At 69.5% G+C, this 13,879-nt stretch carries 9 protein-coding genes; 8 read left to right on the plus strand and 1 reads right to left on the minus strand.

The features are described from left to right. From Q9R22_RS07445 to pyk, 8 genes are all read left to right on the plus strand, one after another. Nucleotides 1–642 (plus strand): Trp biosynthesis-associated membrane protein, encoded by a 642-nt coding sequence (locus Q9R22_RS07445; protein WP_131332870.1) that lies wholly within the window; start codon nucleotides 1–3, stop codon nucleotides 640–642. A gap of 132 nt (nucleotides 643–774) precedes the next feature. After that, nucleotides 775–1,020, plus strand: a complete 246-nt coding sequence (locus Q9R22_RS07450; RefSeq protein WP_098054460.1) for an HGxxPAAW family protein — start codon at nucleotides 775–777, stop codon at nucleotides 1,018–1,020. Nucleotides 1,021–1,151: 131 nt separating this feature from the next. Further along, entirely contained in the window at nucleotides 1,152–3,317 is a 2,166-nt protein-coding gene (locus tag Q9R22_RS07455) for a bifunctional phosphoribosylanthranilate isomerase/tryptophan synthase subunit beta (RefSeq protein WP_131332871.1), read from the plus strand. Between the two features lie 38 nt (nucleotides 3,318–3,355). After that, nucleotides 3,356–4,162, plus strand: a complete 807-nt coding sequence (gene trpA, locus Q9R22_RS07460) for a tryptophan synthase subunit alpha (protein WP_396415666.1) — start codon at nucleotides 3,356–3,358, stop codon at nucleotides 4,160–4,162. After that, nucleotides 4,162–5,025 (plus strand): prolipoprotein diacylglyceryl transferase, encoded by an 864-nt coding sequence (gene lgt, locus Q9R22_RS07465; protein WP_131332873.1) that lies wholly within the window; start codon nucleotides 4,162–4,164, stop codon nucleotides 5,023–5,025. The genes trpA and lgt overlap by 1 nt, the downstream gene beginning before the upstream one ends. 327 nt (nucleotides 5,026–5,352) lie before the next feature. Then, nucleotides 5,353–10,068, plus strand: coding sequence for a glutamate synthase large subunit (gltB, locus tag Q9R22_RS07470; RefSeq protein ID WP_242670678.1), 4,716 nt, complete (start codon nucleotides 5,353–5,355; stop codon nucleotides 10,066–10,068). Continuing rightward, nucleotides 10,061–11,524, plus strand: a complete 1,464-nt coding sequence (locus Q9R22_RS07475) for a glutamate synthase subunit beta (RefSeq protein WP_131332874.1) — start codon at nucleotides 10,061–10,063, stop codon at nucleotides 11,522–11,524. Before gltB ends, Q9R22_RS07475 begins: the two co-directional genes overlap by 8 nt. Nucleotides 11,525–11,706: 182 nt before the next feature. After that, nucleotides 11,707–13,209: a pyruvate kinase gene (pyk, locus tag Q9R22_RS07480; protein WP_131332875.1), complete on the plus strand. Its 1,503-nt coding sequence runs from the start codon at nucleotides 11,707–11,709 to the stop codon at nucleotides 13,207–13,209. Between the two features lie 217 nt (nucleotides 13,210–13,426). Here the strand turns inward: pyk and Q9R22_RS07485 are convergent, their stop codons facing one another. Continuing rightward, nucleotides 13,427–13,792, minus strand: a complete 366-nt coding sequence (locus tag Q9R22_RS07485) for an iron chaperone (RefSeq protein WP_131332876.1) — start codon at nucleotides 13,790–13,792, stop codon at nucleotides 13,427–13,429. Nucleotides 13,793–13,879 lie beyond the last annotated feature (87 nt).

The following is a 13,879-nucleotide window of genomic DNA, read 5'->3' on the forward strand; positions in this document are numbered from 1 at the left end:
TTGCTGCGCCGCACCGCACCCGCCGTCCTGGTCACGCTGTTGTGTGCCCTGGCGTTGTTCGCCACGACCACCGCCACCTGGATCCACGCGGACGTCCCCACGTCCCTGCAGTCGGTCACGGTGGACGTCCCCGGGGCCGACGCCGCTCCGGCCGTCACCGCCCTGGGTCTTGTCGCCGCCGTCGCGGCGGTGGCCTCCGCGCTGGGAGGCCGGGTACTGCGCACGATCGTGGGCGTCGTCGCCGCGCTAGCGGGCGTGGGCGCGATGCTCGCGGTGCTGGCCGTCACGGGGGACCCGCGCGCGGCCGCGCAACCCACGGTCGGCGCGCAGACGGGTGTGATCAACGACGGCGGGGACTACGCCCTTACCGGGTGGCCGCGGGCCGCCGTGACCGCCGCGGTGCTGCTCGCACTGTGCGGCGTGTGGCTCGCGGTGGTCGCCCGGCACGCGCGACGGCGCAATGCGCAACGCTACGATCGCGCTGCGGTCGCCGGCAGCGTGGGAACCGCCGCGACGACGGCCGCGATGCACCCGCGGGGTGGCGAGGCCTCGGCAGGGGAGACCCAGGCCGCGGAGCACGTGGACGACATCGACACGTGGGACGCGCTGACCCGCGGCGAGGACCCTACACAAACCGACTGAACCGCGTGGGCTGCGGCGCGCACGCGCCGGGAAGTGGCACAATGGGGTCAGAGAATCCTCGGTCCCACGGCTCACGCGGGACCGGCAATCCAAGAGCCGAGCGGCTCAACCGGCACGGGAGAGTGGACACGCATGTCGAACACCGATCAGATCATCCTGGACCACACCGCCGCGGTGGGCCACGGCAACACCGTGGCCGCGTGGGCCTGTGTGGGCGTGATGACCGTGGGTGTCATCGTGGGCTGCGTGGGTTTCGTGATGGCTTCGGTCCCTGTGACGGTCGTGGGCATCGGTCTGATCATCGTGGGCGTGATCGTGGGCGGCGTGCTCAAGTCCATGGGGTACGGCAAGGGCGGGTCCAAGACCAAGTCCCACTGATAGCCGCAGGGGATCGGTACCGCATTCATCCGTCGATGACCAGTTCCGCGCTGTCGGGGAACTGGTCATCGTCGTCCGCGCGCTGGGTGCACCGTACGCCGGCGTGCACCGAGAACTAAGTGAGGAATCGCATGACGCAGCAGCACACCGGTACGGTGCTGGACCGGATCATCGAGGGGGTGCGCGAGGACCTCGAGACCCGGAAGGCATCGGTGTCCCTGCAGGACGTGCGCCATGCCGCCGCGGAACAGACTCCCGCGCTGGACGCCGAGTCCGCGCTGCGCGGTTCGGATCCCGCGTCCGTGCAGGTGATCGCCGAGGTCAAGCGCTCGAGCCCGTCCAAGGGTGCGCTCGCAGCGATCGAGGACCCGGCGCAGCTGGCCGCCGCGTACGAGCGCGGTGGGGCCTCCGTGATCTCGGTGCTCACCGAGCAGCGCCGCTTCGGGGGCTCGCTCGCGGACCTCGACGCCGTGCGCCGCGCCGTGGGCATCCCCGTGCTGCGCAAGGACTTCGTGGTCGAGGAGTACCAGGTGTGGGAGGCCCGCGCGCACGGTGCGGACATCGTGCTGCTCATCGTGGCGGCCCTCGACGACGCCACCCTGCGGGAGCTGCTCGAGCTGACCCACCACCTCGGCATGCATGCGCTCGTGGAGACGCACACCGAGGAGGAGATCGATCGCGCCGTCGCCGTGGGTGCGCGGATCATCGGGGTGAACACCCGCAACCTCAAGACCCTGGACGTGGACGTGGACACGTTCGGTCGGCTCGCCGAGCGGTTGCCACGCGAGGCCGTGATCGTGGCGGAGTCCGGTGTCCTGGGGGAGGAGCAGATCCGGTTGTACGCGGGCCACGGCGCCAACGCGGTGCTGACCGGTGAGGTGCTCGTGCGCGCCGAGGACCCCGCGCAGACCATCGGTCGCTTCCGGGAGGTCGGCGCAATGTCCCGGGCCGAGTACTTGGCTGGGGCCACCCCGACCGCCGCGCAGGAGGAACTCGCCGCGGCCCAGGTCTCGGGGGAGGCTTCCGCACGGGACGCCGAGTCCCTCCGGCACGCCCCGGGCCCTTACTTCGGGGACTTCGGTGGCCGGTGGATGCCCGAGTCCCTCGTGGCGGCCCTGGACGAGCTGACCGAGACGTTCGACAAGGCTCGTACGGATGAGACCTTCCAGGACGAGTTCCAGCGGCTCTCCCGCGAGTACTCCGGCCGGCCCTCCCTGCTCACCGAGGCCGAGCGCTTCGGCGCGGAACTCGGGGTGCGCGTGTTCCTCAAGCGTGAGGACCTCAACCACACCGGTTCCCACAAAATCAACAACGTGCTGGGGCAGGCCCTGTTGGCCCGGCGCATGGGCAAGACACGGCTGATCGCCGAGACAGGCGCGGGCCAGCACGGTGTGGCCACGGCCACCGCAGCGGCTCTGTTCGGTATGGAGTGCTGCGTGTACATGGGCGAGGAGGACACGCGCCGCCAAGCGCTCAACGTCGCGCGCATGCGGCTGCTGGGCGCGGAGGTCGTGGCCGTGAAGAACGGTTCCCGCACCCTCAAGGACGCGATCAACGAGGCCCTGCGGGACTGGGTCGCGTCCGTGGAGACCACTCACTACCTGCTCGGCACCGCCGCCGGACCGCACCCGTTCCCGGCTATGGTCCGCTACTTCCACGAACAGATCGGTGAGGAGGCCCGCGCGCAGATCCTCGAGCAGGCAGGCCGCCTCCCGGACGCCGTGACCGCGTGCGTGGGCGGCGGGTCCAACGCCATCGGGATCTTCCACGGCTTCTTGGACGATGAGTCCGTGCAGCTCTACGGCAACGAGGCCGGGGGTGACGGCGTGCAGACCGGCCGCCACGCCGCGACCATCACACTGGGCCGACCGGGCGTGCTGCACGGCGCCAAGACGTTCCTCATGCAGGACCCGGACGGGCAGACCGTGGAGTCCCACTCGATCTCCGCCGGCCTGGACTACCCCGCCGTGGGGCCGGAACACTCCTACCTGCACTCGATCGGGCGCGTGAACTACGAAGCGGTCACGGACGTCCAGGCCATGGACGCCTTCCGGCTGCTGTGCCGCACCGAGGGCATCCTCCCGGCCATCGAGTCCTCCCACGCGCTCGCCGGCGCCCGCGAGGTCGCTGCCCGCTGGGTCGCGGAACTCGGGCCCGAGGAAGCGGCGCAGAAGATCATCGTGGTCTCGCTCTCCGGGCGCGGCGACAAGGACGTGGCCACCGCGGGGGAGTGGTTCGACCTCCTCCCGCAGGACAGCCACGAGGAACGCGTGGCGCAGAAAGGCGAACAACTGTGAGCACCACCGAGCACACCCCTGCGGGCTTGACCGAACGCATCGTCCCACGTGACCTCACGCGCAGCGCGGACTCCGCGCTGTCGCGGCGGATCGAACAGTGCAAGGCCGAGGGCCGCCCGGCCCTCGTGGGCTATCTGCCCGCCGGGTACCCCACCGTCGAGGAGTCCGCCGCCGCCGCCGTGGCCCTGGGTCGCAACGGCGCGGACATCATCGAGATCGGCATCCCCTACTCGGACCCCGTGATGGACGGACCGGTCATCCAGGCGGCGACCACCCAGGCGCTCGCCAACGGTTTCCGGGTCGAGGACGCGTTCACCGTGGTGCGCGCCGTCGCCGAGCAGACGGACGCGGTCCCCGTGGTGATGACGTACTGGAACCCCGTGCTGCAGGCGGGCGTGGACGAGTTCGCGCGCCGGCTCAAGGACGCCGGGGGAGCCGGGATCATCACCCCGGACCTGATCCCGGACGAGGCCACGGAATGGTTCGCGGCCTCCGAGGAGCACGGTCTGGACCGGATCTTCCTGGTGGCCCCGTCCACGACCCGTGAGCGCATGGGCATGACTGTGAGCGCGGCCTCCGGCTTCGTGTACGCGGTGTCCGTGATGGGCGTGACCGGGGCCCGGGACCAGGTGTCCTCGGCCGCCGAGGACGTCGTCGCCCGCGCACGCGGGGCCGGTGCGGAGCGGGTGTGCGTGGGCCTGGGGGTGTCCAGCCGCGAGCACGTGCTGGAGATCGGGGCGTACGCGGACGGCGTGATCGTGGGCACGGCTCTCGTGCGCGCGCTCGGTGAGGGCGGGCCGCAGGCCGTGGGTGAGCTCGCCGCGCACCTCGCGGGACGCGACTGATGCCGCCGGTGCTGCCCGCCTCCGTCCCGTCCCCGAGCATCAGCAGCATCCACCTGGGGCCGCTCACGGTGCACTTCTACGCGCTGTGCATCCTGCTCGGCATGGCCCTGGCCATCTGGCTCACCATGCGGCGCTGGAAGCAGTGCGGTCAGGACCCGGACGTACTGTGGGACATCGTGTTCTGGGCGGTGCTCGCCGGGATCGTGGGGGCGCGCGCCTACCACGTGCTGATCACGGACCCCGCCGGGTACTTCGGGCCCGGCGCGGACCCCCTGGCCGTCTTCCGGATCTGGGAGGGCGGACTCGGCATCATGGGTGCCGTGCTGTTCGGCGCCGTGGCCGCGTGGTTCGTCTCGCGCAAGAACGGGTTGTCGCTCGCCGTGTTCGCGGACTGCGTGGCCCCCGGACTCCTGCTTGCCCAGGCCGTGGGACGGTGGGGCAACTGGTTCAACCAGGAACTGTTCGGCAGACCCACCACACTGCCGTGGGGGCTCGAGATCTCCCCGGCGTCCCCGAACTTCCCCGCGGGGCTGCCCGCGGACACGCTGTTCCACCCCACGTTCCTGTATGAGAGCCTGTGGAACCTGCTGGGTGTGGTGCTGCTGCTCGCAATCGACCGCCGCATGCGGGACCCGCACGGGCGGATCTTCGCGCTGTACATGATCTACTACGGGATCGGGCGACTGCTCATCGAGCTGTTCCTGCGCGTGGACCCGGCCCTGATGATCGCCGGTGTGCGCGTGCACGTGTGGACCTCGCTGCTGATCGTCATCGCGGGCATCCTCCTCTTCGCGGTCCTGGGTAGGCGTGCCCGCTCTCGTGCCGGGGCAGCGGCCGAGCCTGCCCGGGCCGTGCGTTCCTGACGCGTCCTCCGGGTCTCCGACCACGACGCCGCACGCGGACCCCGCAGAGCTCTTCACGACTCCGCGGGGCCCGCGTCGTCGTCCGTGCGATCCGTCACGCATGTTCGTGTGACATGGCCTACGTGGTAAATTACCCGAGCACCGTGCCTGTCCCGCTCATCCGTGGGACCCGCCGGTTCGATCCACGGCCCACGGGCCGCTTCCTTCCGCAACGGGGCGGACACGCGCGTCACCTGGATCCCGCGTCGCCCGCTGCGCACCCACCGAGTGCTCCCCGGGCCTCGTTCGACGCATTCGACCTGCCAGCCCTTGGTGAGGAGTACCGCCATGAGCAGTGACCAGATAGCAGCCCCGAACTCCCGCGAGCAGCATCGCGTGAGCACCACGGATCCCGTCCGCCGGGACGCACCCGAACCACGCGACGCCGCCGAACCGGTGTCCCCGTTCGAGCGTTTCTCGGCGGTGCCCGAGGATCAGGGCCTGTACCGCTCGGAGGACGAGAAGGACGCGTGCGGTCTGGCCGTCGTGGCCACCCTGGACGGCGTGGCCTCCCACGACATCGTGGACGCCGCGCTCACGGCCCTGCGCAACCTCGAGCACCGCGGTGCGGTGGGTGGGGACGAGGGCACCGGGGACGGCGCCGGTCTGCTGACCCAGATCCCGGACGAGTTCCTGCGCGAGGTGGTGGACTTCCCGCTGCCGCCCCAGGGGGCCTACGTGGTGGGCACGGCGTTCATGCCCACCGGCGGTAAGCACCTCGAGGAGCTCAAGCGCTCGCTTGAGGAACTCGCCCGCATGGAACGCCTCACGGTCCTGGGCTGGCGCGACGTCCCCGTGGTCGACGACGCCGTGGGCGCGTCCGCGCGCGCCGTGATGCCAACGTTCGTGCAGTTCTTCGTCTCCGACAGCAGTCACAACGAGCGGGCGGCGTCCCTGTTCGCGCAGGACGCAACGTCCTACGATCCCGTGGCCGCCCAGCTCGAACTGGACCAGAAGGCGTTCCGCGTGCGCAAGCGCGCGCAGAACAAGTTCGGGGTGTACTTCCCGTCCTTCTCGTCCCGCACGCTCGTGTACAAGGGCATGCTCACCACGGCTCAGCTCGAACCGTTCTACCCGGACCTGTCCGATCCGCGGTTCACGACCAAGCTCGCGGTGGTGCACTCGCGCTTCTCCACCAATACGTTCCCGTCCTGGCCGCTCGCCCAGCCCATGCGAACGCTCGCACACAACGGTGAAATCAACACCGTGGTGGGCAACCGCAACTGGATGCGCGCACGCCAGTCCTCGCTGTCCGGGGCCGTGCTGGGCCGCCAGCCCGAGGACCTTTTCCCCATTTGCTCGGAGGGCGCGTCCGACTCGCAGTCGCTCGACGAGGTCGCCGAGCTGCTCCAGCTCGCGGGCCGGCCCGTGACCGAGACCATGCTCATGCTGATCCCGGAGGCGTGGCAGAACCATGAGACCATGGATCCGCAGCTCAAGGCTTTCTACCAGTACCACGCCACGCTCATGGAGCCGTGGGACGGTCCCGCGTGCGTGTCCTTCACGGACGGCGTGCGCGTGGGCTCGGTCCTGGACCGTAACGGGTTGCGCCCGGGGCGGTTCTGGCAGACCGACGACGGTCTGGTGATCTTCGCGTCCGAGGTGGGCGTCGTGGACGTGGGGGAGCGCGTCGTCGTCCGCAAGGGCCGGGTGTCCCCGGGGACCATGTTCCTCGTGGACACGGACGAGGGCCGGATCGTGGAGGACAGCGAGATCAAGGCCGAACTCGCCGCCACCAAGCCGTGGCAGGACTGGGTGCGGGACTCGGTGCTGCCCATCACGGAGCTGCCCGAACGCGAGCACATGACCCACCCGCCGCACTCCATCCGGTTGCGGCAGAAGACCTTCGGCTACACCGAGGAAGAGCTCAAGCTGATCATCGGTCCCATGGCCGTGGCCGGCGCCGAGCCCATCTACGCGATGGGCACGGACACGCCCGTGGCGGTGCTGTCCAACCGCTCGCGGCTGTTGTTCGACTACTTCGTGCAGTCCTTCGCGCAAGTAACCAACCCGCCGCTCGACGCGATCCGCGAGGAACTCGTCACGTCCATGGCCGGTGCCGTGGGGCCCATGGCCAACATGCTCTCCACGCAGCAGACCCGGACGCGCCAGATCCAGCTGAACTTCCCGGTGATCGACAACGACCAGCTGGACCAGTTCGTTCACCTGGACGACGACGGCGTGCCCCTGAGCCTGCGCGTGCGCGGGCTGTACCGTCCGGTGGACGGTGCGGACTCGCTGCGGGCCCGGATCGCGGAGATCTGCGAGAAGGTCTCCGCGGCCGTGAACCGCGGGGTGCAGTTCGTCATCATCTCCGACCGGGATTCCAACGGCGTGTGGGCTCCCATCCCGTCCCTGCTGCTGACCTCCGCCGTGCACCACCACCTGTTGCGTTCGGCGACCCGCACCAAGGTGGCCCTGATCGTGGAATCGGGGGACGTGCGGGAGGTCCACCACGTGGCCCTGCTGCTGGGCTACGGGGCGTCGGCCGTGAACCCCTACCTGGCCATGGAATCCGCCGAGGAACTCGTGCGCCGCGGGGAGATCCGGGGGGTCACGGAAGAACAGGCCGTGGCGAACCTCATCAAGGCGCTGGGCAAGGGCGTGCAGAAGATCATGTCCAAGATGGGCATCTCCACCGTGCAGTCGTACTGCGGTGCGCAGACGTTCGAGGCCCTGGGCCTGTCGAGCGAGCTCGTGGACGACTACTTCGCGGGCACACGGACCCAGATCGAGGGTGTGGGTCTGGACGTGATCGCCGCGGAGATCCAGTCCCGACACCGCCTGGCCTATCCGGAGGACGGCGTCACCGAACCGCACCGGGACCTCGCCACGGGCGGCGAGTACGACTGGCGCCGCGAGGGACCGCGGCACCTGTTCGACCCGCACACGGTCTTCCGGTTGCAGCACGCGACCCGCACGGGCCGCTACGACATCTTCAAGTCCTACACGTCCCGCGTGGACGACCAGGCCAAGGAGCTCGCGACCCTGCGCGGACTCATGAGTTTCGCGTTCACGCGCGAGCCCGTGAACATCGACGAGGTGGAGCCCGTGAGTGAGATCGTCAAGCGGTTCTCCACGGGTGCCATGAGCTACGGCTCGATCTCCGCGGAGGCCCACGAGACGCTCGCGATCGCCATGAACCGTCTGGGCGCCAAGTCCAACACGGGCGAGGGCGGTGAGGACGTCGAGCGGCTGATCGACCCCGAGCGGCGTTCCGCGATCAAGCAGGTGGCCTCTGGCCGGTTCGGGGTCACGAGCCTGTACCTCGCGACCGCGGACGACCTGCAGATCAAGATGGCCCAGGGCGCCAAGCCCGGCGAGGGCGGGCAGCTCATGGCGCAGAAGGTCTACCCATGGATCGCGCGCACGCGCCACGCGACCCCGGGGGTTTCGCTGATCTCCCCGCCGCCGCACCACGACATCTACTCGATCGAGGACCTCGCGCAGCTGATCTACGACCTCAAGCACGCCAACCCTCGCGCTCGCGTGCACGTCAAGCTCGTGTCAGAACGCGGGATTGGCACGGTCGCGGCGGGCGTGACCAAGGCCAAGGCCGACGTCGTACTGGTCTCCGGCCACGACGGCGGCACGGGCGCGGCGCCCCTGAACTCGCTCAAGCACGCGGGCATGCCGTGGGAGCTGGGACTCGCGGAGACCCAGCAGACCCTGCGGCTGAACGGGCTGCGCGAGCGCGTGGTCGTGCAGGCGGACGGCCAGCTCAAAACGGGGCGCGACGTCGTCGTCGCCGCGTTGCTGGGCGCCGAGGAATTCGGCTTCGCCACGGCGCCGCTCGTGGTGGAGGGCTGCATCATGATGCGCAAGTGCCATCTGGACACGTGCCCCGTGGGAGTTGCCACGCAGAACCCCGAACTGCGCAAGCGCTTCACGGGCAAGGCCGAGCACGTGGTGAACTTCTTCGAGTTCATTGCTCAAGAGGTGCGCGAGATCCTCGCCGAACTCGGGTTCCGCAGCATCGCGGAGGCCGTGGGGCACGCCGAGGTACTGCGCACGCGGGAGGCCGTGGCGCACTGGAAGGCCAAGGGGCTGGACCTGAGCCCCGTGCTCGATTCGTTCCGCGCGGAAGGGGTCACGGACGGACTGCGCAATACCGGCGTCCAGGACCACGAGCTCGAGAAGCACTTCGACACGAAGCTCATCCCGCTCGCGCAGCCGGCGATCGAACGCGGTGAACCCGTGCGCGTACAGGAACGCGTGATCAACACGGACCGCGCCGTGGGCACGATGCTCGGATACACCGTGACCAGCGCGCTCGGGACCCGGGAACTGCCGGATGACACGATCGACGTGACCCTGACCGGTCAGGCCGGCCAGTCGCTGGGCGCCTTCGTGCCCCGCGGTATCACGCTGCGGCTCGAGGGGGACGCGAACGACTACACGGGCAAGGGCCTTTCCGGCGGACGGATCGTCGTGCGGCCCCCGCGCGACGCCGGATTCGTGGCCCACGAGAACGTGATTGCGGGCAACGTGATCGGTTACGGCGCCACGAGCGGCGAGATGTTCTTCAACGGCACCGTGGGGGAGCGCTTCCTGGTGCGCAATTCCGGGGCCACCGCGGTGGTCGAGGGCATCGGTGACCACGGCTGCGAGTACATGACCGGGGGTGTGGCCGTGGTGCTGGGTGAGACGGGCCGCAACTTCGGGGCCGGGATGTCCGGCGGTGTGGCATACGTGCTGGACCTGGACGAGCGGGACGTGAACAAGCAGGCCCGCGAGAGCGGTGAACTGCACCTCGAGCACCCGGACGCCAACGACCGTGAGTTGCTCGCCGACCTCATCAAGCGCCACGGTGAGGAGACAGGGTCCGAGTTCGCGCGTCAACTGCTCGCGGACCCGGACCGCACGATGTCGCGCTTCACCAAACTGCTGCCGCGGGACTACTCCGCGGTGCTCGCACTGCGCAACGAGGCCGAAGCCGCCGGGGACGACCCGGACGGCGACGGCACCTGGCACAAGATTCTGGAGGTGACCGGCCGTGGCTGATCCCCGTGGTTTTCTCAAGGTCCGCACACGCGAGGACCGTCCCAAGCGCCCCGTCCCGGTGCGCCTCATGGACTGGGCGGAGGTGCAACAACGCCAGGAGGCGGGGACGCTGCACGAGCAGGCCGGGCGCTGCATGGACTGCGGTGTGCCGTTCTGTCACCAGGGGTGTCCCCTGGGCAACCTCATCCCCGAGTGGAACGACCTCGTGTGGCGTGACCGGTGGGACGAGGCCTCCGAGCGGATGCACGCGACCAACAACTTCCCGGAGTTCACCGGGCGCGTGTGCCCCGCGCCGTGCGAGTCCTCGTGCGTGCTCGGGATCAACCAGGAGCCCGTGACCATCAAGCAGGTCGAGTACGCGATCGGCGAGAAGGCGTTCGACGACGACCTCATCAAGCCCTACGTCCCGCAGCGGCTCGTGGGCAAGACGATCGCGGTGGTCGGTTCCGGTCCCGCCGGACTCGCGGCGGCCCAGCAGCTCACGCAGGCGGGGTTCACGGTGGCCGTGTACGAACGGGACGACCGGATCGGCGGTCTGCTGCGCTACGGCATCCCCGACTTCAAGCTCGAGAAGTCCGTGCTCGAACGCCGGCTCGAGATCATGCGCCAGGAGGGCACCAAGTTCCGCCCGGGCGTGGAGATCGGCACGGACATCACGTGGGACGCGCTGCGCAGGCGTTACGACGCCGTGATCGTGGCCACGGGTGCCACGCGGCCCCGTGAACTTGCGATCCCCGGCCGTGAGCTCGCGGGGATCCACTACGCCATGGACTTCCTCGTGCGGGCCAACCACCTGGTGGCCGAGGACCACGTCCCCGACCCCATCGACGCCCGCGGCAAGCACGTGATCGTGTTGGGCGGCGGTGACACCGGTTCCGACTGCATCGGCACCGCGCTGCGCCAAGGTGCGGCGTCCGTGACGTCGCTCGCGATCGGTCGCAAGCCTCCCGTGGACCGCGCGGACGAGGAACCGTGGCCCATGATGCCCCGGGTCTTCGAGGTCTCCACGTCCCACGAGGAGGGCGGCGAACGCACGTACCTGGCCTCCACGGTGGAGTTCGTGGGGCAGGACGGCCGGGTCACGGGACTGCGCGTCGCGGAGACCGAGTACCGCGAGGACGGCTCCCGCGGTCCCGTGGCCGGCACCGAGAAGGTGTTGCCTGCGGACCTGGTCCTGCTCGCCCTGGGCTTCACGGGCAACGAGTCCCGCGAGCTCACCGAGCAGCTACCCGTGGCGCTGGACTCCCGGGACAACGTGGCGCGGGACGAGACCTACATGACCGCCGTGGACGGGGTGTTCTCGTGCGGTGACGCAGGTCGTGGGCAGTCCCTCGTGGTGTGGGCCATCGCGGAGGGCCGGGCGTGCGCCGCTCACGTGGAACGCCACCTTACAGGCCAGACCCGGTTGCCAGAACCCGTGACCCCGTCCGAGCGGGCGATCGACCTGAGCCTGTGACCCGCCCGCATCCGTGATCCTCCCGGCACCCGCCATGAGTCCTGCCATATCAATTCCCAGGGCTCGTTGCTAAGGTAGGAACGGACATCGGCGAAGCGGCCGCGGTCGGGCAGCACCAGGCTGCTCGACCCGGCCGCTTCGTCATATGCACCAACCATCCGCCATTCGAAAGGGAGTCACCCATGCGTCGAGCGAAGATCGTGGCCACCATCGGCCCCGCCATCTCCTCGTACGAGAACGTCACCCAGGCGATCCAGGCCGGAATGAACGTGGCTCGCCTCAACATGAGTCACGGTGACCACACCGTGCACAATACGTCCTACGAGAACCTGCGCCGGGCCAGCGAAGAGCTGGGCACCACGGTCGCGATCCTCGCGGACCTGCAGGGGCCCAAGATCCGGCTGGGCAATTTCGCGGACGGCCCCCATGCGCTGGACGTGGGTGACACCTTCACGATCACGATCGAGGACGTCCCCGGCTCCAAGGAGCTGTGCTCCACGACCCACAAGGGCCTGCCCGGCGACGTCAACGTGGGGGACCCGCTGCTGATCGACGACGGCAAGGTCGCCCTGCGCGCCACGGCCGTGTCGGACACCGCCGTCACCACCGAGGTCGTGGTCGCCGGAACCGTGTCCGACCACAAGGGCATCAACCTCCCCGGCGTGGCCGTCAACGTCCCCGCACTGAGCGAGAAGGACGAGGCGGACCTGCGCTGGGCCCTGCAGCGCGGCGTCGACATCATCGCGCTGTCCTTCGTGCGGAACGCCCAGGACATCACCCGGGTGCACGAGATCATGGCGGAGGAGGAGCGCAAGATCCCCGTGATCGCCAAGATCGAGAAGCCTCAGGCCGTGGATGCGCTGCACGAGATCATCGACGCGTTCGACGGCATCATGGTTGCCCGCGGCGACCTCGGTGTGGAGCTGCCGCTGGAGGCCGTGCCGATCGTGCAGAAGCGCGCGATCGAGCTCGCCCGCCGCTGGGCGAAGCCCGTGATCGTGGCCACCCAGGTGCTCGAGTCCATGATCGACAACCCGCGCCCCACGCGCGCTGAGGCCTCGGACTGCGCGAACGCCGTGCTCGACGGCGCGGACGCCGTGATGCTCTCGGGTGAGACCTCGGTGGGCAAGTACCCCATCAAGACGCTCGAGACCATGTCGAACATCATCCTGGCCACCGAGACGCAGGGCATGGACCGCATGCCCCCGCTGGGCACCGAGCCCCGCACGCGCGGCGGCGCCATCACCCGTGCAGCGGTGACCATCGCCCGGCAGCTGGACGTGAACTACATCTGCACGTTCACCCAGACGGGTGACTCGGCCCGCCGGTTGTCCCGGTTGCGCCCGGAACGCCCGATCCTCGCGTTCACCCCCGAGGAGAGCGTGCAGGCGTGGCTGCAGTTGCTGTGGGGCGTCCAGCCCATCCGGGTGGATCGCGTGGAGCACACCGACGACATGACTCGTCAGGTGGACCACTACCTGCTCCAGCATGATCTCGCCAACACCGAGGACATGGTCATCATCTGCGCCGGTTCGCCCCCGGGCCGCGCCGGGTCCACCAACCTCGTGAAGGTGCACCGCGTGGGCGACCTCCAGGACGCCGGCGAGGCACCCACGCGCGAACCCCGCGAGCGCGTGGGGCCGTGGGGCGGCATGGCCGGTTCCGCCACGTGGCGGGAGCCGTGATCGGTCGCTGACCCACGCGGGTCGCCCGTATGGCGGACCGCTGCGAGCTGTTCTCGTCGCGGCACCTGCGCGTGGGTGTCGACCCGATGTTCTAGTGGAGTAAAGGCAGTCCGGACGTCGTCCGAGCTGCCTTTACTTCACTTTGCGTGCTGACCGTGGACGCTGTGGTCGATCGCGCGAACAGCGGCTGGGGCCCTACGGTCTCCGAAAGGTTTTGCTACGCGCCTTGATCGGGAAGCCGGTCCCGCATGAGGGATTCGAGCAGCGTGATGGGCAGGGGCCGGTCGTAGGGAAGCTTGATGAACCCGGCGCCGTATCCCTCCCCCGCAGCCGCTACCCGTGACTGGCGGGGTGCGAAGAACTCGGGGGTGAACCGCAGGGAGCAGTGGTGCTTGAAGTTCCACAGCATCCCCAGAGTGGTGTTGTCGTCGAGCACGTACGTGGGCTGATTCCACTTCAGGACCTCCCGCGCGTGCGGCGCCACGCGACGGCTGAGGTCTCGAAGCGCCTCGAGGTGGGGACGTTGGTGGGGCTCCAGTCGAGCGGAATAGTCCTCGGCACCGATCCCCTTGGGCATCGGCATGGGGTCTCCCGTCGTGGTGTGAGCTGCGTCGGAGGTGCTCAGGCTGTCGGCTTCATCCTGGGAAGTCGACCACGGGCGGGACTCCCC

Origin of the sequence: Kocuria sp. PD6 (genome assembly GCF_031844145.1) — a bacterium.
GTDB lineage: Bacteria > Actinomycetota > Actinomycetes > Actinomycetales > Micrococcaceae > Kocuria > Kocuria marina.